General features: G+C 57.2%; 16 protein-coding genes. 9 read left to right on the forward strand and 7 right to left on the reverse strand.

The annotated features are described in order from the left end of the window. Positions 1 to 120 precede the first annotated feature (120 nt). Positions 121 to 834, forward strand: a complete 714-nt coding sequence (locus KWG64_RS03900) for a DUF3053 domain-containing protein (protein ID WP_218520959.1) — start codon at positions 121 to 123, stop codon at positions 832 to 834. Positions 835 to 924: 90 nt separating this feature from the next. Then, positions 925 to 1,197 carry a hypothetical protein gene (locus KWG64_RS03905; RefSeq protein ID WP_218520960.1) on the forward strand — a complete coding sequence of 91 codons (273 nt, stop codon included), beginning with the start codon at positions 925 to 927 and terminating at the stop codon, positions 1,195 to 1,197. Positions 1,198 to 1,274: 77 nt separating this feature from the next. On the opposite strand, the gene KWG64_RS03910 is transcribed toward KWG64_RS03905, so the two are convergent. The 4 genes from KWG64_RS03910 to KWG64_RS03925 form a co-directional block, all read right to left on the reverse strand. Then, the gene (locus KWG64_RS03910) at positions 1,275 to 2,837 is read right to left on the reverse strand and encodes a diguanylate cyclase (RefSeq protein ID WP_218520961.1); all 1,563 of its coding nucleotides are present in this window, start codon (positions 2,835 to 2,837) and stop codon (positions 1,275 to 1,277) included. Between the two features lie 138 nt (positions 2,838 to 2,975). After that, complete coding sequence (locus tag KWG64_RS03915) at positions 2,976 to 3,455, reverse strand: 2TM domain-containing protein (RefSeq protein ID WP_195815475.1); 480 nt, start codon at positions 3,453 to 3,455, stop codon at positions 2,976 to 2,978. A gap of 112 nt (positions 3,456 to 3,567) precedes the next feature. Then, positions 3,568 to 4,059, reverse strand: a complete 492-nt coding sequence (locus tag KWG64_RS03920; RefSeq protein WP_195824851.1) for a GNAT family N-acetyltransferase — start codon at positions 4,057 to 4,059, stop codon at positions 3,568 to 3,570. A 28-nt stretch (positions 4,060 to 4,087) separates the two neighbouring features. Then, positions 4,088 to 4,996 carry a LysR family transcriptional regulator gene (locus KWG64_RS03925; protein ID WP_218520962.1) on the reverse strand — a complete coding sequence of 303 codons (909 nt, stop codon included), beginning with the start codon at positions 4,994 to 4,996 and terminating at the stop codon, positions 4,088 to 4,090. 115 nt (positions 4,997 to 5,111) lie between these two features. Here KWG64_RS03925 and KWG64_RS03930 point away from each other — a divergent pair, with 115 nt between their 5' ends. From KWG64_RS03930 to KWG64_RS03950, 6 genes are all read left to right on the forward strand, one after another. Further along, positions 5,112 to 6,263, forward strand: coding sequence for a serine hydrolase (locus KWG64_RS03930; RefSeq protein ID WP_218520963.1), 1,152 nt, complete (start codon positions 5,112 to 5,114; stop codon positions 6,261 to 6,263). Beyond that, entirely contained in the window at positions 6,260 to 7,489 is a 1,230-nt protein-coding gene (locus tag KWG64_RS03935; protein WP_218520964.1) for an MFS transporter, read from the forward strand. Before KWG64_RS03930 ends, KWG64_RS03935 begins: the two co-directional genes overlap by 4 nt. A gap of 98 nt (positions 7,490 to 7,587) precedes the next feature. Next, the gene (locus tag KWG64_RS03940; RefSeq protein WP_165056865.1) at positions 7,588 to 7,737 is read left to right on the forward strand and encodes a hypothetical protein; all 150 of its coding nucleotides are present in this window, start codon (positions 7,588 to 7,590) and stop codon (positions 7,735 to 7,737) included. Positions 7,738 to 7,762: 25 nt separating this feature from the next. Further along, complete coding sequence (gene yniD, locus KWG64_RS03945) at positions 7,763 to 7,870, forward strand: small membrane protein YniD (RefSeq protein ID WP_095923072.1); 108 nt, start codon at positions 7,763 to 7,765, stop codon at positions 7,868 to 7,870. A 76-nt stretch (positions 7,871 to 7,946) separates the two neighbouring features. Further along, a complete protein-coding gene (locus KWG64_RS25590; protein WP_255562073.1) occupies positions 7,947 to 8,078 on the forward strand; it encodes a hypothetical protein in 132 nt (43 codons plus the stop codon). 201 nt (positions 8,079 to 8,279) lie between these two features. Then, the gene (locus tag KWG64_RS03950; RefSeq protein WP_195815472.1) at positions 8,280 to 8,522 is read left to right on the forward strand and encodes a hypothetical protein; all 243 of its coding nucleotides are present in this window, start codon (positions 8,280 to 8,282) and stop codon (positions 8,520 to 8,522) included. Here the strand turns inward: KWG64_RS03950 and recD are convergent. Genes recD through recC form a run of 3 tightly spaced genes read right to left on the reverse strand, consistent with a single transcriptional unit; the run spans position 8,519 to position 17,687 of the window. After that, positions 8,519 to 10,567 carry an exodeoxyribonuclease V subunit alpha gene (gene recD, locus KWG64_RS03955; RefSeq protein WP_218520965.1) on the reverse strand — a complete coding sequence of 683 codons (2,049 nt, stop codon included), beginning with the start codon at positions 10,565 to 10,567 and terminating at the stop codon, positions 8,519 to 8,521. The genes KWG64_RS03950 and recD overlap by 4 nt on opposite strands. Then, on the reverse strand, positions 10,564 to 14,244 hold the full coding sequence (gene recB, locus KWG64_RS03960) for an exodeoxyribonuclease V subunit beta (protein WP_218520966.1): 3,681 nt from the start codon (positions 14,242 to 14,244) through the stop codon (positions 10,564 to 10,566). The genes recD and recB overlap by 4 nt, the downstream gene beginning before the upstream one ends. Beyond that, on the reverse strand, positions 14,241 to 17,687 hold the full coding sequence (gene recC, locus KWG64_RS03965; protein ID WP_218520996.1) for an exodeoxyribonuclease V subunit gamma: 3,447 nt from the start codon (positions 17,685 to 17,687) through the stop codon (positions 14,241 to 14,243). Before recC ends, recB begins: the two co-directional genes overlap by 4 nt. A gap of 350 nt (positions 17,688 to 18,037) precedes the next feature. On the opposite strand from recC, the gene KWG64_RS03970 reads away from it, so the two are divergent. After that, entirely contained in the window at positions 18,038 to 19,696 is a 1,659-nt protein-coding gene (locus KWG64_RS03970) for a ShlB/FhaC/HecB family hemolysin secretion/activation protein (protein WP_218520967.1), read from the forward strand. The last annotated feature ends 13 nt before the right edge of the window (positions 19,697 to 19,709 follow it).

Consider the following 19,709-nt stretch of genomic DNA (forward strand, 5'->3'; position numbering starts at 1 on the left):
TCCCTGAATCAATGGCTTTGCCGAAGACGTTAACGAAGATATCGGCAACTATCTAGCAAAAAATAGCCTTTCTCAGTAAGGTGAGGATCCTGATAACGGAGCTTACGGAGCAAGGAATTTATGCACAACTCACACTTTAGCCGCGCATTTCTGATGCCTTTTATGCTGCTGCTGATGATTTTTGTGGTCAGCGGATGCGGCGACAAAGAACCGGCCCAGCGCAAAGCCTTCATGGATTTTCTCCAGTCCCGCATTCTGAACAAGCCGGTTTTAGCCGTCCCGCAACTGACGCAGGCACAAACCAAAGAGTTTGGGGATTACAGCAAAGATTACGCGATCATTACCGGCTTCCATCATCAGATGAATATTGAGCTGGATTCCTCGCTGGTGCCGGTTTTTGCCGGAATGAACGGCGTTAACAGTGTGAATAACCTGTTTGATCAACGCGACGACCTGAAAAAAATGGCCGACAGCAGCGCGAACTGGAAAGAGAAAATCGTGCTGCTCAAAACGCAGGCCGACACGCAGCACGCGGCGCTCAAGCAGCCGGACGATCTGAAAAAAGTGTACGACCAGGCGTATGAGAAAACGATTAGCAAACCGGCCGCCGTCACCGAACAGGTCTTTGATTTGCTGCCGCAGGTGCTCAACCTGATTGTGGCAAAAGCCGACTTTATCAAAAGTCAGGGCAAAAATGTCACCATTACCGGCAATCGCCTGCAATTTGCCAACCAGAAGCAGCTGGATAAATACAACGCCATCCAGCAGCAGCTGGTGCCGCTGAATGCGCAGCTGATGCAACTGAGCCGCCAGATGCAGCAAATGGTGCGTTAATCCGGCAGACATCCCCTTCGCCGCCGCAAGGCGGTTTTTTCATGCCGGTGCTTTTGCTATGGTGTGCGGCAATTAAATAAGGAGACACCCATGAACGACGAAACCCTGACCAAACGTGTAGACCAGCTTGAACGCGTAAACCGTGAACTGCTGGTGCAGATTTCCGCCATGCGCCTGCTGTTTGGCAGCGTGGGTAACGTGCTGAACGCCAGTCAGGAAAATGCCTTTACCGTGGCCGTCAATCAGGCGCTGGAAGCTAACCGTGCCGACGCCGCCAATCAGGCCGATCTGGACGACGCTTCGCGGAAATTCCGTGAAGATGTCTTCAAATGTGCAGAATCGTTGCTGCCTGGCAGCCGCTAAGCGATACGCAATAAAAAAGGCCAGGTAAAAAAACCTGGCCTTCTTACAGCAACGATACCACAACGCCCTTCAGCGCATTAACGGCTCACCACGCGGTTCCGCCCGTCATTTTTCGCCTGATACAAAGCCTTGTCCGCCGATTTCAGCGCACTGTCGATATTTACTTTTGCAGGATTGAATTGGGTCACGCCCAGCGAAATCGTCACATTTCCGGCCCCGCTAAAGTTCTGGATTTCGACCTGACGCCGCAACCGTTCCGCCAGCTGAACCGCCCGTGTCAGCGAGGTGCCCGGCAGCAGCAACAGAAACTCTTCCCCGCCCATGCGGCACAGCAAATCGTCATCGCGCGAGTTTCCCAAAATAAGACGCGAAAGCTGCGTAATTACGCCGTCCCCCACGTCATGGCCAAACGTATCGTTGATCATCTTAAAGTGATCGATATCGAGGGTGATCACCCCAATCTGTGACTCCTCACCGAGCAATTTATCCACCTGTTCATACAACCCGCGCCGGTTCAGCAGGCCGGTCATCGGGTCGGTATGCGCCTGCGTACTGAGCTTTTCAATACGCTGATGCAGCAGGCGGATGCCCTGCAACATTACGCTTTTCAGCTTCGACGCTTCGTAATACCAGGCATTAATCTGCTGAATTTCTGCCGACACATCTTGTGAATCCATGGTGTCGGCCTTCGACGCGAGCTGGCGCAGCGGGCGGGAAATGTAGCGCGCCAGCAGCCAGATCCCGATAAACACCAGAAGCACAAATGGCAGCGTATAAATCAGAACCTGCAACATCACGTGGTACAGCAGCACGACGTCGGCTCGCGCCGGATGCAGCACCAGCACCGTCCAGCCTGAGATTTCCATCGTGGAGAACCCGGCCAGAGAATCTTCGCCCTGCAAATTTTTCATATGCAGGAAACCCTGATCGCGGCCTTCGAGCAGCGCTTTGTTCACGTTTCCCTGCGGCTCACTTTCCGTCCAGCCATCAGCGGCGCGGTACAACACGTCGCCTTCGTTGTCGATCACGTAGATATACGCATCTTTGCGGTAATTCCGGGCGTTGATCAGCGAATCAATAATGCCGCCCTGTTGCAGGGTAATTTCCGCCACCAGATAGCCGAGATACTTTCCCCGCGCATTACGGATCGGTACGGACATGGCAATAATGTGATTATTTTGTGCGGTGCGGAAAGGAGAACTGATCACCGGATTTTGCGTGGCCAGCGCCTGCGTGTTGGCGTCTGATACCAGCCTGAGACCGGTCATATTGGCGGCGTTTCTCGACGCCGCGCGAACCACGCCGGATTTGTCCACCACCAGAACAGAGCTGTAGCGCTTGCTCTGGATTTGCAAACGATCCGCTTCTTCGGCGACGGCGTAAAGATTATCGAACTCTTCACCCAGCAAACCGGCGCTGAAGATCAGCTGCTTTTGCGCCGCATTGAAGAAAAGATCGGCCGTCAGGGAAAGCCGCGCCGCATAGGACTGACTGGCGCGCAGCGAGGAATCGATAAGAAGTTTTCTCTCGACCTGAAAAATTGCCAGATAGCTGCTGAGCAAAATGATGAGCGTACTCACCAGAGCCAGAAGCAATATCAGTCTTTTAAGATTAAATGCAAACCGCCGGGGCTGATCCATTCTCTTTCCGTTGAGCTGATGACCATGAATACTACAGAGGATAGCAGCATGTTCAGCCGGAAATTTGATATGTCTCAGTCAGGGCGGTCTTCTTTGAATTTGCAGACAGCAATCTGTCCTATTTATGACACCCGCACATCACGGCTTGCGGATCAGTTTCTGTAAACGCGCTTTCTGCCAGCGTTCGACGGAGCCGCGAAACACAAAAATCCCCAGTCCGCGGATCAGCAAAATACCGCCCCAGATACACAGCGGCCAGACGAACCAGAGGGTATCGGGCGAGGTGTAATGATTAATTGCAAACAAACCGATATTAATCACCGCCCAGAAGACCACCGAACGGTAAAACCCGCTTTCTTCCTCAACCTGCTTTCTGGCTTTTTCGATTTGATCGTCCAGCGCCTGTTCGGGCGTCGCCCCAAATTGCGGATCGTTTTCTGTCAGTTCTGAGACCTTGATATCGAACGCTGCCGCAATCGCCCCGAGCGTTTCAAGGCTCGCCTGTTCGCCGTTTTCGATACGCTGAACGGTGCGAACGCTGAGTGAAGAAAGTTCTGCCAGCTGTTCCTGCGACCACGCACGGGAGATCCTGAGTTGTCTGATTTTGCTCTGATTCATATTCTTACCTTTACGTGAATGTTGAACACAGAAACAGCATGCAATACGTGACCGGCGACCAACACGTCAGCAACCTGACATCTGCACGACAGCTTAATGACAGCTTTTACAATCAGAAAGTTAGCTTATAGAACTTACTGTCTACAGCCATCCGTGGGAAAGCTTGCGGCAGTTCAGGTACTGTTACTTCCTCAAATCCGTTTTTTTCGTAAAAGCGATGCGCGGCCAGAAACTTGTCCGTTGTACCCAGAAAAATGTCCCTGACGTTTTCAGACTGCGCGTGTTGCAACAACGTATTCAGCAGCAAGGCAGCTACCCCGAATTCCCGACCACGGTAGGGTGCGCTGACAAACATTTTGCGCAACGCCGCCTGTGCGTTACCGATATCCTTCAGCCCCAGCGTACCAACAATTTTCCCGCAACATCTGGCCACCCAAAAATCGCCAGAGCCTTGCTGATAAAACTGCGGAATATCGCTCAGATCTGGCTGCTGGTGTTCAGTGATAGGAATACCAAACTCCTGATTCTGAATAGGCAAAATCACCTCTACCACGCCGAGCTGGTCAGCGGCAGAAAAGCGTTCAATTACAACAGCGTTGTTCATCAAAAAACCCCCGACATTACAGACACGGTTAATTAGGACAGAGTAAAGCCAGTTCCGGGATTTCAGGGAAAACCCGCTCGCTGAGAAAGTCGATCAGCACCCGCAGTTTCGGCGTCATATACCCGCCCGACGGCCAGAGAATGAAAAAGTCGGCGCTGCGGCTGACATACTCATCGAGCACAGTGACCAGTTGCCCCTTTGCCAGCTCTTTGCGGATGCTGAAATCCGGCAGACACGTAATGCCCAGGCCCTGCAACGCGAAACACTGGCGCGTCTCAATATTATTACAAACCATCGAAACCGGCAGCGCCAGATCCTGATATCCGGAAAGCGGCCAGGTTTCCAGTTTTCCGCTGTTTGGGAAACGAAAATGCAGACACCGGTGCCCCAGTAAATCAGGCGGTGAAGCCGGAACGCCGTGCTCTTTGAAATACGCCGGTGAGCCCACCAGCAAATGGTGAAACCTCCCCAGTTTACGCATCGACAGACGCGAATCCACCATCTGACCGGTGCGTACCACGGCGTCAAACCCTTCGTCCACCACATCCACAATGCGGTCGGTAAAATCCAGATCCAGTTCGATATCCGGGTAACGCCGCATAAATTCGCCCAACACCGGTAACAGCAGGGTGCTAACCTGCGGCAGGCTCAGCCGCAAACGGCCACGCGGGGATTCGGAAAGCTGCAACAATTCGCTTTCCGCCGCTTCCAGCTCCGCAACAATCCGGCGGCTGCGCTCGAGAAACAGTGCGCCTTCTGCCGTCAGCGTCACGCTGCGGGTGCTGCGGTGAAACAAGCGAACATTCAGTTTGGCTTCCATGCGCGCAATTGTTTTGCCCACCGCTGAGGCAGAAACGCCCAGCAGGCGACCGGCCGCGACAAAACTGCGGGTTTCCGCCACGTGTACAAACACATTCAGGCTGCTCAGACTTTCCACTGCCACCTCTCATTGCGGACGTTGGTGTCCGTATATTCTGGAAATCTACCCTACTTTTTCCGTACTGAGGAGTTCTCTATCGTGATTTAACACATTCAGAAACTGAGATAACACCATGAACTCCACCACGCTGAAATCCCAGCTCGACCTCGTTGTTGAACAGGCGATCGCCTCAAAACGCCTTGTGGGTGCCGTTGTGCTGGTCGCTAAACAGGGCGAGCTGATTTATCACCACGCCGCAGGGCTGGCTGACCGTGAGGCCGGGCGGGTGATGACAGAAAATACGCTGTTCCGTCTGGCATCAGTCAGTAAACCCATCGTATCAACCGTCGCAATGATCTTAATTTCACAAGGCAAGCTGGCGCCCGATGACAACATTCAGACATGGTTGCCGGAATTTTCCCCTTCCCTTGCCGGCGGACAGCCTGCGCAGATCACCGTGCGGAATTTATTAAGCCATATGGCCGGGCTGACTTACCGCTTTTTTGAGCCTGATGAGCAGGGTCCGTATGCGCTTGCCGGGGTTTCTGATGGCATGGATAACAGCGGAATTTCGCTGGCGGAAAACCTGCGTCGTCTGGCCGGAGTACCTTTGCTGTATGCGCCAGGCACCTCATGGGGATATTCCCTTGCCGTGGACGTGCTCGGCGCAGTGCTTGAGCAGGTTTGCCAGCAACCGCTTGGCGACGTGGTGAAAAGCCATCTTACCGGCCCGCTGGGCATGGACGACACCGCGTTTTATACCGCCAGTCCGGCGCGGCTGGCGACGCCGTATGTCAGCGATACCCCCGAGCCTCACCGCTTGCAGGAAGGCGAAAAGGTCGCCGCCTTCGAAGACACCGTGGGCATTGCGTATTCGCCTCTCAGGGCGCTGGATGCACAGGCTTTCCCGTCTGCCGGAGCCGGAATGATCAGCAGCGCGCACGACGTGCTGAAAATGCTGGAAATGCTGCGTCAGGGCGGACACCCGTTACTGACACCGGTGCAGGTGGATGAAATGGGTCGCGACCAGACCGGCGGCCTGGAACTGCCGGACATGCCGGGCACCGGTTTCGGGCTGGGTTTTTCCGTCCTGCGCGATCCGCAGGCGGCAGCGTCGCCGGAATCCGCGGGCACCTGGCGCTGGGGCGGCGCTTACGGTCACTCCTGGTTTGTCGATCGCACCGCCGGGCTGAGCGTTGTCGCCTTCACCAACACATTGTACGAAGGGATGTCCGGTGCCTTTGTGAATGACTTACGCGATGCGGTGTATGGAGTGAAGTCATGAATCAGATACCGAAAAAGACGCCGCTTCCGCTCTCTGCCTTGCTGGCGATGGCGCTGACCGGTTTCATTGCCATCATGACAGAAACGCTGCCCGCAGGATTACTGCCACAAATTGCCGGTGGCCTTGACGTGTCGCAGGCCATGGCAGGTCAGATGATTACCGCGTATGCCGCCGGTTCTCTGATGGCCGTGCTGCCGCTGGTTGCCCTGACCCGGGGCTGGAACCGCCGCACGGCGCTGCTGACGGCCATCGCCGGTTTCCTGATTTTCAACACGCTGACCACCTTCTCGACGAATTTTGCCCTGACGCTGTTTGCCCGCTGGATGGCCGGGGCCGCCGCCGGTCTGGCGTGGGGATTACTGGCCAGCTACGCGCGGCGCATGGTACCCGCGCATCAGCAGGGGCGCGCGCTGTCGGTTGCGATGCTCGGCGCGCCGGTGGCGCTGTCGGTGGGTGTGCCACTGGGAACCTGGATGGGTACGTTGCTCGGCTGGCGGATGGCGTTCGGAGTGATGTCCGCGATGACGTTGCTGCTGGTGGTCTGGGTGCTGCGCAAGGTGCCGGATTATCCCGGTCAGGAAGCCGGAGAACGGCAGTCGCTTCGGCAGGTCATTCTGATGCCGGGGGTGCGCAGCATTCTGGCGGTGATCCTGCTGTGGATGCTGACCCACAACCTGCTTTATACCTACATTGTGCCGTTCCTGCGGCTCTCCGGTCTGGCCGATCATGCGGATCAAATCCTGCTGGTATTTGGCATTGGCGCACTGGCGGGTATCGGGCTGACCGGCATACTGGTGGATAAACGTCTGCGCCAGACATTGCTCACCAGCCTCGCGCTGTTTGCGTTGATCTCACTGCTGCTGGCGCTCAGCAGCCATTCGGCGCCTATCGTGACGCTGTGCGTTGCGGTTTGGGGGCTGACATTCGGCGGCGCGGCGACCTTACTGCAAACCGCGATTGCCGATGCCACAGGTGAACATGCGGACATGGCGCAATCGATGGTCGTGGTGGCCTGGAATCTGGCCATTGCGGGCGGCAGTTTGTCCGGCGGAATACTGCTGGAAACTGCCGGGATCGGTGTCTTCCCGTGGGCGATGCAGATTCTGCTGGTCGCCGGTTTACTGATTGCCTGGTGTGCCAGAAAACACGGCTTCAGGCCCGGCCCGCGGCATTCTCACGCGCATCAGGCGCAGGATCAAAGTTTCGGAAAGGCACAAAAGGTATAATTTCTTAAACCTTTCCCGAACCAGACGCCTGAATTCTTCCCGGATCCCGGCCTGTTCTGGTAGAGTAAAAAACAGGCAAATCAGAAATAATGAGATCCATGGAAGCGCGTAAAAAAGCGGGTTTGTTCTTAACCGTTCTGGCCACAGCAGCCCTGCTGCTGATGGCCTTCGAATGGCTCGCCGATCAGACGGTGCCAGAACTCAAAGAACATGTTGTTCACTATGTCGATCAGCACATGGCGGGCTAAATGCCCCCCAAAACAGGGAGGAAAAATGGTGACAAAACGGATGATGGCCAAACACTGGAAAATGGTGGTGGTGCTTCTTTGCATCTGTGGTGCGCTGATGCTCCTCCGCTGGGCCGCCATGATCTGGGGATAATCTCCCCGGACAGGTTGTCCACACTATCAATTTGAGTTAAGTTATTTCCCGTGTGAATACAAGGAGGTAACGCGGCATGTTCCGTGTGGCAGAAGTTCTGTTAGTCCTGATCATGATTGTCTGGGGAATGGTTTTGTTTGATATCGGCAGCATCAGCCTGCGGATCAGCCAGTTCTTCATCTATCTGGAAGAAATGCGCCGCCCCTGACTTTATCCCGTATTTCAGTTTTCACTCCGCCCTTCCTGCCCCAATATCTTACCCTGATTCAGGCTAACCGCTGCGGTTCTGAACGTCCGCCAGTCAGGTCTTACTGATTAAATAAGCAACAAATCGGCCAGCGGGCTTGAAACCTGATGCCGTGCAGGCGAAAATATCCCCCGTGATGTTTAAGAGCCTGACCGTCTGCTTATGAATAACCGCAAACCGCGTCGTCCTCACGGGCGATGGACCTATTACATTATGTTCGAAGACATTCTGTGGCCCTGCCCTGTTCGCTGGGAGTGGGAGAATGGCTACGGCGGCTGGCTGCCTTTTTACTACTCGCCGACGCTGGAGTTTGTTGCGGGCGATCCGCACAAAGCCACGAAAGTCGCGGGCCCGAAAGCCCGCCCGCTGCGCAAAGCGGCAAAAATGCACGAGTACGAGTTTTAATTAATCAGCCCGCTGGCGCGCAGCACCCTGCGCTGAACGGCTTCCGGCAGCACCGCGTTAATTCCCCCCACACATCCCAGACTGAACCAGTGACGCGCACGGGTAATACCGGTGTAAATCAGCTCGCGGGTCAGGATCGGGCTGAGATTGTCTGGCAGCAGCAGCGCCGTATGGGTAAATTCAGAGCCCTGCGATTTATGCACCGTCATGGCAAACACCGTTTCGACCGCCTGTAAGCGCCCAGGCATCACCCAGCGGATGTCCTGAGTGCCGTCGCCAGTCAGAAATGCCACGCGCAGCACCGGCACCACGGAACCGTCCGCCAGCCGGTGAGGTATTTCGAGCGTGATACCGATATCGCCGTTCATCAGCCGCTGGCTGTAATCATTGCGCGTCACCAGCACCGGACGCCCCGGGAACCAGCCGACCGACGCTTTCAGCAGCCCGTCTTTATACAGAATTTCCGCGATCCGCAGGTTCAGCCCTTCCACACCCCAGCGTCCGCCACGCAAAGCGCACAACAACTGAAACTGACTGTACGCCAGCAGCACTTTCGCCGCCCAGGCGCTGAATGCTTCCGGCGGCGCATCATCGGCCGGACGTTCATGGGTCATCACGTTCAGATAATGGCGGTAACCCACCGGCGGCTCGACGCCTTTGCGGCTTTGTGCAGCCGGAAACCGCCCCGCCGCTCCGTTAATTACCCAGTCGCGCAGTTCGGTATCGTCATCCGCATTAAGCGTAAGCTGAGCCAGATCGGCATAACCCTGTTTCCAGACCTGTTTCAGCGCTTTAACGTCGCCGTCGTTGACCGCTTCCGCCAGCTGTCCGATGCCGCTTTGTGCATCAAAACGGTAGCTGTGGCGCAGCATCACCACTGCCTGATCCATCGCCGTTCCCGCCGGGTCGACCAGCGCATCCGGGATTTTTTCCCCCATCACGCTTTGCAGCCAGTCGCGGGTTTGCGGCAGATAATGCCCGCCGGTGGCACGCTGACATAACTCGCTGAGCAGCGCACCGGCTTCCACCGAGGCCAGTTGATCTTTATCGCCGAGCAGGATCAGCCGCGCGTTCTGCGGCAGTGCGGCCAGCAGCGCGGCCATCATTTCCAGATCGACCATCGACGCTTCGTCCACCACCAGCACGTCGAGCATCAGCGGATTGCCCGCATGATGCCGGAAATGCCGGGTATCCGGTCGGCTGCCGAGCAGACGGTGAAGCGTCACCACGTCGGTATTAATACTGTCGCGCACCACATCGCCGTTGTTCAGCGCGTGCAGATCTAACCGGGAAACCGCGCCGGCCACCGATTCGTTCAGACGCGCCGCCGCTTTACCGGTCGGCGCCGCCAGCCGGATACGCAGCGGCTGGCCGTTTTCTTCCAGCGCCAGCGCCTGCAATAACGCCAGCAGACGCACCACCGTGGTGGTTTTCCCGGTGCCGGGGCCGCCAGTAATAATGCTGAACGCACTCCCCGCCGCCAGCCCGCACGCCAGTTTCTGCCAGTTCACCTGCCCTGCATTTCCGGCCTGCGGGAACAGGGCATCGAGTGACGCGCGCAGCGATTCAGCGGGCAGCGCATTCAGTTGCGTGCGGCTCAGACGCTGTTCAACGGCCTCACGCACATTCTGCTCGTACTGCCAGTAACGCCGCAGATACAGACGATGTCCGGCGAGCACCAGCGGCGAGTTGCCGTCGCCGCTGCCCACCAGCTGCGGGTTCACCAGCGCCGCCATCCACGCTTCCAGACTCAGATCGTCAAGCACCGCCGACGGACGGGAAATCGCGCCATCGGAGTGATCGCCATCGGGCGGAAGCGAGAGCGAAAAAGCGCTGTCCGCCAGCGTGGCCTGCAAATCCAGACACACATGGCCGCGCCCCAGCTGGTAGCTGGTCAGCGCCGTCGCCAGTAATAAAAGCGGGTGTGCATCCGGCGCTTCTTTTGCCAGAAACGTCACCAGCGCGCGATCCAGTTCGCGCAGCCAGCCGCACTCCACCCAGCTGGCCAGCAGTTTTAAAATATCTTCACGGCTGTTGATTTTCATGCGCGTTCCTCAGTGCGGCTGAAAAGAACGTCGAGTTCTTCCATTAATGCTTTATCCGGACGCTGGACGCAGACCCCGTTGCCCGGCGCGTGGCTGCCGCGCAGGAATAAATACACCGCGCCGCCGATATGGCGATCGTAGTCGTAATCCGGCAAACGGGATTTCAGCAAGCGATGCAGCGCAAAAAGATAGAGCGTGAACTGCAAATCGTAACGGTGATCCCGCATCGACTGCGTCATGGCCGTCTGGTCATAACCGGTGGCGTCATCGCCAAGCCAGTTAGATTTGTAATCCAGCACGTAATAACGCCCGTTGTGCTCAAACACCAGATCGATAAAGCCTTTCAGCATGCCGTTAAGTTCTTCCGCCAGCAGCGGTGCGCGCTCTGCGCAATCAAGTGTGAAGTGCTGAACGACAGTATCAAGACGCCGCGTGGACACCTGCGACAGTGAGAACCAGAACTCCATTTCCACCTGATAGGGCGGCAGTGCGGCCAGCGTGAAACTCTCTCCGCCCGGCAACGCCAGCGGCTGTGTCAGCAACGAGGTCAGCCAGCCGGTCAGCGGAACAATCCACTGTTCCCAGCCACGCGTATTACAGCGCCGCGCCACCTGATCGGCGATTCGCTCCGGGTTTTCCGCCAGTGCGGCAAAACCTTCATCGCCCGCCCATTCCAGCAAACCGTGCAGGAAATTACCCGGCGCAGGCCCGCGCGGGAAAGCATATAAATTCTCACCGGTCATCGGCTGCAAAAGCCCGTCGGCAGGCTCTTTGTTCTCCGACTTCTTATCTTCTAAATAGCTGTCCTGCGCGGCACTTTCGATTTCAACCGGCGGTTCACGGTTCAGCGCTTCCGGCACGATATAAGTACCGGCCGGGGCGATTTGCAGGCCGGAAAAACTCGATACCCACCAGCGCGGGCCTTTGTGCGTGCGCAACGGCGGACGCGGCCCGAGCTCCGGCAACGCCTGCTCGCTGCGGTACACCACGCCGACCGGCACCGGCAGTGGCCACGCCTGAATATTTTCCGTCTCCAGCGCCTGCAAACTGGCGGGCAGCTCTTCAGCCTCAACCGGTTCACCGCCTTGGAAAAGATAGCCTGGTGCGCTTTTCTCAAACTCTTTCAGCGGCGCCATGCCGAGCCACAGCGAAAACTGCGAGCGGGTCAGCGCCACGTAGAATTTACGCAGATCTTCGCCCAGACGTTCGCGGTCTGCCAGCTCGCGCTGCTCTTCCGTGGCGCTCAGCGCGATTTCAAGTTCACCTTCCGGCGTATGCCATTTCAGCGGCGAATCCTGTTTTTTCACCGCGCGGAATGCGCAGGCAAACGGCAGGAACACCAGCGGATATTCCAGCCCTTTGGATTTATGCACGGTAACCACTTTCACCAGCGCCGCGTCACTTTCCAGACGCAACTTACGCGCATCGCCGCCCTGATTTTCATCCTGACACTGCTCCGCCAGCCAGCGGATCAGTGCGTGTTCGCCATCAAGCTGCACGCTGGCCTGTTGCAGCAATTCGGAAAGGTGCAGCAAATCAGTCAGCGCCCGTTCATCGCCGTGCGCGAGCAGATGACGCGGTACGTCAAACTCCCACATCAGACGCCGCAGCATCGGCAAAATGCCCTGCTTGCGCCAGCACAGACGCAGTTGTTGGAACTGCTGAACGTAGCGTTCCCACTCGTTTTCATCCTGATTCAGGCGGTCCAGCGCTTCCCAGCTTAAATGCAGTGAAGGCGTGCCCAGCGCGGCGCGCAGAAGACGGTCGTTTTCCGGCGCGGCGCAGGCCGCCAGCCAGAACTGCAATTCCCCTGCCTGCGCACTTTGAAAAATGGATTCTTTGTCAGAAAGGTACACACTGCGCACGCCGCGTTTGGTCAGAGCCGTGCGGATCGCCGCCGCTTCCCGTCCGGTATTCACCAGCACGGCAATGTCTCCCGGCGCGACCGGTTTAAACGGTTTTTCCGGCTGGCTGAAACCGGCCGCGCCCTGCTGCCCGAGGCGCAGCAGACGGACAATTTCCGTCGCGCAGCCTTCGGCCATCAGCTGGGCGTATTGCGTTTTCGGCAGCGCATCGGTCTGATTTTCCGGATACCACAACGTCATGGCCGCGGCTTCTTTACCGTCAATCTCCCAGGTTTCTTTGCGTCCCTGAGCCTCCACCGGCAGGAACGGCACCTGATTTTCATCGCCACGGCGGAACAGGAATGCACCTTCTCCGGCAGTACGGTCTTCGGCCAGCGAAAAGACGCTGTTCACCGATGCCACCATCGCACGGGTAGAACGGAAGTTAGTCGCCAGCGTGTAGTGACGCCCCCCGGTGTCGCGGCGGGCGCGCAGATAGGTATAAATGTCGGCACCGCGGAAGGCATAAATTGCCTGTTTCGGGTCGCCGATCAGGATCAGCCCCTGCTCCGGCGCGTTTTCGGCCACGCGGTAAACGGTGTCGAAAATCCGGTATTGCAGCGGATCGGTATCCTGAAATTCGTCGATCATCGCCACCGGGAATTGCGTGCGGATAATCTCCGCCAGCCGTTCGCCGTTATCGCTGCGCAGCGCGGCGGCCAGGCGGGTCAGCAAATCGTTGAAGCCCATCTGCGCCCGTTTTTTCTGTTCGACGTCAAAACGGTTTTCAATCCAGCGGCAGGCATGTTGCAGCAGGCCGCTGCGGGCATCGGGCAACGTTTCCAGACGCGCTTTCAGCGTTTCCATTGCCGTCAGCGCCGGATGCGCGGGCGGTTCGCCCTGCGTCCAGCATTCAGCCAGACCGTCTGGCGTCAGGCGCCCCCAGCCGGTGTTCAGCTCAGGAATGAGCTCATCGCTGGTCGCCCAGGCATAAAGTTTCTCCAGCCACGGATTAAAATACCGCGCCTGAATTTTCCGGCCGTTCACGACTTTTGCCGCCACCGCACCTTCGAGGAGGGTGCGCAGTTCCTTGGTCCATTCCGGCCAGCCCGCTTTCAGCTCGCTCAGCTCTGCGGCTTTTTGCTGATTCACCGTCTCAAAAATGACAGCGGGGGTTTCGTCGGTACCCAGCATTTCAGCGTATTCCAGCAGCGGAGAGACATTCTTGTGCAGGTCTTCCGGCGAACGCCACCACGCGCGCAGCGTCCTGATGTCAGGTTCCGGCAGGGAAAAATAGAAGCTGCGCCAGTAATCGCGCACCACGTTCATCAGCAGTTCGGTCTGGTCAGTTTCCAGCGTCTGGGTAAACAGGCTGTCGCTGTCAAAAGCGTGTTCACCGAGCATGCGGTTACACCAGCCGTGAATGGTGGAGACCGCTGATTCATCCATCCATTCCGCCGCCAGTTGCAGCTTACGCGCGCATCCCGCCCACTCTTCCGGCGGATATTCCGCACGCAGGTTCAGCAAAAATTCGTCGCCTGCCGACGGTTGGTCCGGATCCTCCAGAAAGCACGCCGCCGCTCTGGACAAGCGTTCGCGGATCCTGTCGCGCAGCTCTTTGGTGGCGGCATCCGTAAACGTCACCACCAGAATTTCCGGCGGCGTCAGCGGGCGGCCGAACGCGTTCCCGCCACCGTGGCCGAGCACCAGCCGCACATACAGCGCGGCGATGGTGAAGGTTTTACCCGTCCCGGCGCTGGCCTCAATCAGGCGGCTGCCGGTCAGCGGGAAATTCAGTACATTCAGCGCAGAGGGAAAAATGCGTTCCTTCATTCTTTCGCTCCTTTTTTGCTGCTGCGGGAAAGATGATTTTTCAGCGGTGCCAGCAGTTTATCCGCCAGTTCGGCGAATTCGCCGCCGGACCACAGGGTGGCGAAATCCGGCCATGCGCGCGCCAGATACGGGTTGCTGTCGCGTTCACCAAATTTCATATTGGCGGGATCGTGATTTTCATAGGCGTCGCGGGCCGCAAGCCCGGCATCGCTGTCCGGCGGACTTTGCGCGGTGCCGTCTTTTTTCAGCCAGACAAAAGCCGTTTTGACCGCCAGCGGCAACGGCCTTAATTGTCCCTGTTGCCAGGTTTCGATCAGTTGCTGCCAGAGCGCCTGCGCGTCGGCAATCTCCAGCGGCGGTAATTCTGCCGTGCCGTTTTTACTGATAATAATGCTGTGCATCGGCTGTCCGCCGAGGTGTCCGGCCAGATGCGCAACCCAGTAAGGAAGCAAACGGTCAAGGCGGTAATTGCGGTCTTTGATGATGCCGATGCTTTCCAGCACCACGCGGGCGCGATCCCCGCTGGCGTTCGCACGTAAATCACCGAGCCAGTCCGAGACAATCACGCCTGCGGTTTCAGCGCTCAGCGCTTCATTCGCCAGCGTCTGCGGCCATTCATCAAGCACGCTCTGATAACTGGCGAACAGCGTTTCCATCGGCTCGGCGAGATCTTCACTCAGCACGGCGGCAAATTCGCCCGGAGCCAGTTCACCGCGCCGTTCGATGCGTTCAAGCTGCTGACGCAGAATATCCTGACGCGACTCTCCGGCTTCCAGCGCCCATTTCTGCGCGCGGATCAGTTCATCCTGCAAACGCCAGTTTTCCAGCGCATTAATATCAAACGGCTCCTGATCTTCGCTGCCCGCATCTTCCAGTTCGAAGTAAATATTCAGCCGCTGGCGGAAGAAACTGCGCACCGGATCGGTCAGAAAATCTGCCAGCTGACGCAGCGTAAGCGCCCCTTCCTGCTCCACCGGCGGCAATGGCTGCGGGGCATCAGCGCTGATATCCGCGTCCATTCCGGCACGCCATTCGTGGGCGTAGCTGAAAAGCTCGCTGCCCATGCTGAAGTAATCGCGGTTAAACGGTTGCAGGCGATGTTCGGCGGTGAGTGCATGAATCAGATCGCCGTCGTTTTGCGCTTTCCAGCCCGCTGCCAGATGGTCGCGCAGTTGCGCCACCAGCACCGACGGCGGCCGTTCGGTATTATCGTGAATGCTGCGCCCGACCCAGCTGATATGCAGGCGTTCGCGCGCCGACAGCAATGCTTCTAGGAACAGATAGCGGTCATCTTCACGGCGCGAACGGTCGCCCGGCCGGTAATCACGCCCCATCAGGTCGAAATCCATCGGCACGCGGTTGCGCGGGTAATCGCCGTCGTTCATCCCGAGCAGGTAAACGTGGCGGAACGGAATGGCGCGCATCGGCATCAGCGTGGCAAACGTGACGGCACCGCCAAAGAACGGCTGCGTCAGGCCGGACTGGTCGAACTGCGCCAGCCAGTGTTCGCGCACGACAGACAGCGGCAGCCCGGCCTGAAGATCGACGCTTTCACAGGCTTCAAGCCAGGTTTCCAGCTCGGTATGCAGACGCACTAAAATAAAGCCGTCATCGCCGTCATCTTCGGCAAAATAACCGCTCAGCAACGCCTGCAAACGTTCGCCCCAGACGGGCGGAGACGCGGGCTCGCACAGCTGACGCCAGGTTTCATCAAGGCAATTTAAGAGATGCGACAGCGGGCCAATCAGCGCGGCTTCCAGCCCGCCGATTTCATCCAGCGGTTCAATGCCCTGCCAGGCGTCACCGCTGCCGACGGCGTAACCGAGCAGCATTCGTTGCAGGCCGAAGAACCAGCTGTTTTGTTCCGGCGATAACGGCAGTTCGAGACTCTGACGCTGTTCCGCATGCAGCCCCCAGCGCACGTTGGCGGCGCTAATCCAGCGGTGCAGCAGCGGCAACTGTTCTTCGCCGATGCCAAAACGCTGACGCACCGACGGCACATCCAGTAAATCCAGTAAATCGCTGACGGCAAAACGCGACTGCGGCAACGTCAGCAGGCTTTCGAGCGCACCAAGCAGCGGGTTATTCTGACGCGGCCCCTGATCGGCCACGGTGAACGGGATATAGCGCGGATCGCTGCGCTCCATCAGGCCAAACACCGCCTGAATGTGCGGCGCATAGCCATTAATATCCGGCACCATCACGATAATATCGCGCGCTTTCAGGGTCGGATCGGCGGCCAGCGCGGCCAGCAGACGGTCGTGCAACACTTCCACTTCCCGCTGGGCACTGTGCGTAATCGAGAAACGCAGGGATTCGTCATTCAGCGCATCAATCTCCGGCCATTTTTCCTGCGTTTCCGCCAGCGGCCGCAGTTGCAGAATATCTTCCTGCAACTGATGCAATAAAGTGTCTTCGCCGTTGGAGGTGAACAGGTCAATGCGCGGGATCACCGGCGCGAGCGTGGAAGCGTAGGATTCGTGGTTGTCATATTCATTGAGCAGGCCGATGTAATCGCGCCCCTGTTTGCCCCACGCTGCCAGCAGCGGATGTGCATGCTGATGTAAATCGCCTTCGGCAATCACCTGCGGCATACCCGGTTTACGCCGCTGACGCGCACGTTCGGCACGCAACAGATCTTTATCGGCAATAATATCGCTCCAGTCGTGCTCGCACGGGTTATGCACACACATAAAAATGTGCGTCCAGCGGCCCAGCACGGCCAGAACTTCTAAGGATTGTTGCGGCAGCGAAGAGATCCCGAAGACAATCAGGCGCGCAGGCAAACCGGCCGGACGCTCGTCTTCAGGAATGGTTTGGGCATGTTGCAGAAAACGCTGATGCAGCGCGGCGCGGCTGGTCCCCCGTTCGCTTTCAGGCACATCGGCCAGCAAAGCGCGCCACAATTGCGGCTGCCACAGCAGGTTTTCCGGCAACGGCTCGCTGCCTTTGCGGCTGGTGCGCAGCACGTCCAGCCCGTTGCCCCAGTCTTCCAGCCAGTCGGCGCGGTAAACCTGATACTGATCGAACAAATCCGCCAGACGCTGCGCCAGCTGATGCAGCTTACGCATATCGCCGTCGTCTTTTAAGAAACGCGCCAGCGGAGCAAAAACCGGTTCAGGCAGTAATTCCGGCAACAGGCGGATCAGCCGCCAGGTCAGCAGCGGGCGGTCAAACGGCGAGGAATCCGGCACCTGATCTTTACCCAGCACCGCGCGGTAAACCTGCCAGAAAAAGCGCGCCGGTAATTTGATATCCAGCGCCGCCGCAATCCCGCAGCCGCCTTCGGACACATCGCGCGCCAGCGCCAGTTTCAGCCACTGATTAATCCCGTTGCTTTGCACCAGAATCACTTCGTTTTCCAGCGGAGACAACGGATGCGCCGCCATCCACGACACCAGAATATCCCTCAGCGCCTCTGAGTGATTTCCGTGTAACACCATCAAACCTGAATTCACGCCCGCATCCCTTATTGTCGCCGCTCAAGAAGACAGATTTTGCGTTGATTTGGAAAGGATTGAAAGCAAAAGAGGCCGGTTCTGCCGGTGCGGAAAAGTCGTTACCTTATTTCGGAATAGCTCATGCTGGTAACTTATTTAATTGGCTTATCAATATTAAAATATCGTTCATTAAATAAAATCCGAACCGTAAATAAGATTTTTCCGGTCAGAAACTTTTTTAGGCGTTTTTTCAGAAACAACTTTGAACAATTAATCGCTTCCTGATATAAAGCGATTAAGTTTATCTGATTTCATAATTTAAAATAATAGATTCGTAAATAAGGATATTTACAGTGAATGTTAAGTTCTCATTTCTGGCAATAGTTTTTGCCGGATTTTCTGTGCATGCCGCTCCGCTCAGCCCGGCGGACAGAGATTCGATTGAGCAGCAACAACGCGGGCGGCTCCAGCAGGAACAGCTACAACGTGAAGATCTCGAACGTGGCCAACCGCTCTCCGCGCCCGTACAAAAACCCGCAGAACTGAACGACGCTCACTGTTTTACCGTTTCTACTATTACCGTTTCCGGGGCGGGACATTTGCCTGCGCGTAAAAAAGATGCGCTGACCGCGCCGTTTATTGGAAAGTGTTTAGGCATTAAGAATATTACCCAACTGGTGCAGGAAATATCTGATGAGTATATCAGGAAGGGTTATATCACCAGCCGCGCCTACCTGCCGGAGCAAGATCTCTCGCAGGGGCAATTAAATATCCGGGTGATGGAAGGAAAGCTTCAGGATATTCAGTTAGATCATCGCAATGACCGTATGCTGGCCATGGCGTTTCCCGGCCTGAAAGGCAAAATTCTTAATCTGCGCGACATTGAACAGGGAATGGAACAAATCAACCGGCTGCGGCAAAACCCGGTGCAGATTGAAATTTTACCGGCGGAGCAGCCGGGCTTTTCCGTGGTGAATCTGACGGCAACGCCGGAGTTCCCGATCACTGCCGGTGCAGGGTTTGATAACAGCGGCCAGAAAAGTACCGGAACCGGCCAGATGAACGGCTCTCTGACGGCCAGCAATGTATTAGGTCTGGCGGATCAATGGCTTGTCAGCGGTGCGCGCAGCAGTGATTTTTCCAGCTCTCACGATGCCCGCAGCGTGCAGGCGGGAATGAGCGTGCCTTACGGCTACTGGCTGCTCAATTACAGTTACAGCTACAGCGATTATCTCAGCACGGTCAGTTCGCGCGGCTTTGGCTGGCGCTCTTCCGGCGATTCGCAAACGCACCGGGTGAATCTTTCCCGCGTTTTGTTCCGTAACAGCGATATCAAAACCGGCGTTTCGCTGGGCATCAGCAACAACATGGCGCGCAATTATCTTAATGATGCACCGCTTGCCAGCAGCAGCCGCAAACTCAGCAACGTGAATGTCGGGATTAATCACAGCCAGAAAGTGTTCGGCGGCCTGTCGACGCTCAACCCGACCTTCTCGCGCGGCGTGCCGTGGTTAGGGGCGGAAAACGATCAGCATAAACCTGCGGATGCGCCCAAAGCAGAATTCTCCAAATGGTCGGTTTCCGGCAGTTTCTACCGGCCGGTCAGTCAGAAAATCACCTTTCTTTCCAGCGCCTACGGCCAGTGGACCGGCGACCGTCTGTACGGCAGCGAACGTCTGACGATTGGCGGCGAAAGCTCGGTGCGCGGCTTCAAAGAACAATACCTGTCCGGCGATAACGGCGGTTACTGGCGCAATGAACTCAATACCGCGCTGTTCACCGCGCCGCTGTTCGGGCAAATCACCGCCGTGGCCGCCATTGACGGCGGCTACCTGCATCACGACAACCACGACGTCAACGCAGCGGGCACGCTGTGGGGTGGCGCGGTCGGGCTGAACAGCAGCGCACGTTATTTTTCCAGCCAGTTTACCGTCGGCTGGCCCCTGCGTTATCCGGGTGATTTAGCCCCTGACCGCGTTGCCGTTTATTACCGCCTGAACTTCGTGCTGTAACCCCGATAAGGAT

The organism is Rahnella sp. PD12R (genome assembly GCF_019200965.1).
In the GTDB taxonomy this organism is placed as follows: Bacteria; Pseudomonadota; Gammaproteobacteria; order Enterobacterales; family Enterobacteriaceae; genus Rahnella; species Rahnella laticis.

Coding starts and splice junctions, on each gene's coding strand:
- KWG64_RS03935 (WP_218520964.1), top strand. CDS start 6,260: ATGAATCAGATACCGAAAAAGACGCCGCTTCCGCTCTCTGCCTTGCTG.
- KWG64_RS03950 (WP_195815472.1), top strand. CDS start 8,280: ATGAATAACCGCAAACCGCGTCGTCCTCACGGGCGATGGACCTATTAC.
- KWG64_RS03930 (WP_218520963.1), top strand. CDS start 5,112: ATGAACTCCACCACGCTGAAATCCCAGCTCGACCTCGTTGTTGAACAG.
- yniD (WP_095923072.1), top strand. CDS start 7,763: ATGGTGACAAAACGGATGATGGCCAAACACTGGAAAATGGTGGTGGTG.
- KWG64_RS03910 (WP_218520961.1), bottom strand. CDS start 2,837: ATGGATCAGCCCCGGCGGTTTGCATTTAATCTTAAAAGACTGATATTG.
- KWG64_RS03940 (WP_165056865.1), top strand. CDS start 7,588: ATGGAAGCGCGTAAAAAAGCGGGTTTGTTCTTAACCGTTCTGGCCACA.
- recB (WP_218520966.1), bottom strand. CDS start 14,244: ATGAAGGAACGCATTTTTCCCTCTGCGCTGAATGTACTGAATTTCCCG.
- KWG64_RS03920 (WP_195824851.1), bottom strand. CDS start 4,059: ATGAACAACGCTGTTGTAATTGAACGCTTTTCTGCCGCTGACCAGCTC.
- KWG64_RS03900 (WP_218520959.1), top strand. CDS start 121: ATGCACAACTCACACTTTAGCCGCGCATTTCTGATGCCTTTTATGCTG.
- KWG64_RS25590 (WP_255562073.1), top strand. CDS start 7,947: ATGTTCCGTGTGGCAGAAGTTCTGTTAGTCCTGATCATGATTGTCTGG.
- recC (WP_218520996.1), bottom strand. CDS start 17,687: ATGGTGTTACACGGAAATCACTCAGAGGCGCTGAGGGATATTCTGGTG.
- KWG64_RS03915 (WP_195815475.1), bottom strand. CDS start 3,455: ATGAATCAGAGCAAAATCAGACAACTCAGGATCTCCCGTGCGTGGTCG.
- recD (WP_218520965.1), bottom strand. CDS start 10,567: ATGAAAATCAACAGCCGTGAAGATATTTTAAAACTGCTGGCCAGCTGG.
- KWG64_RS03905 (WP_218520960.1), top strand. CDS start 925: ATGAACGACGAAACCCTGACCAAACGTGTAGACCAGCTTGAACGCGTA.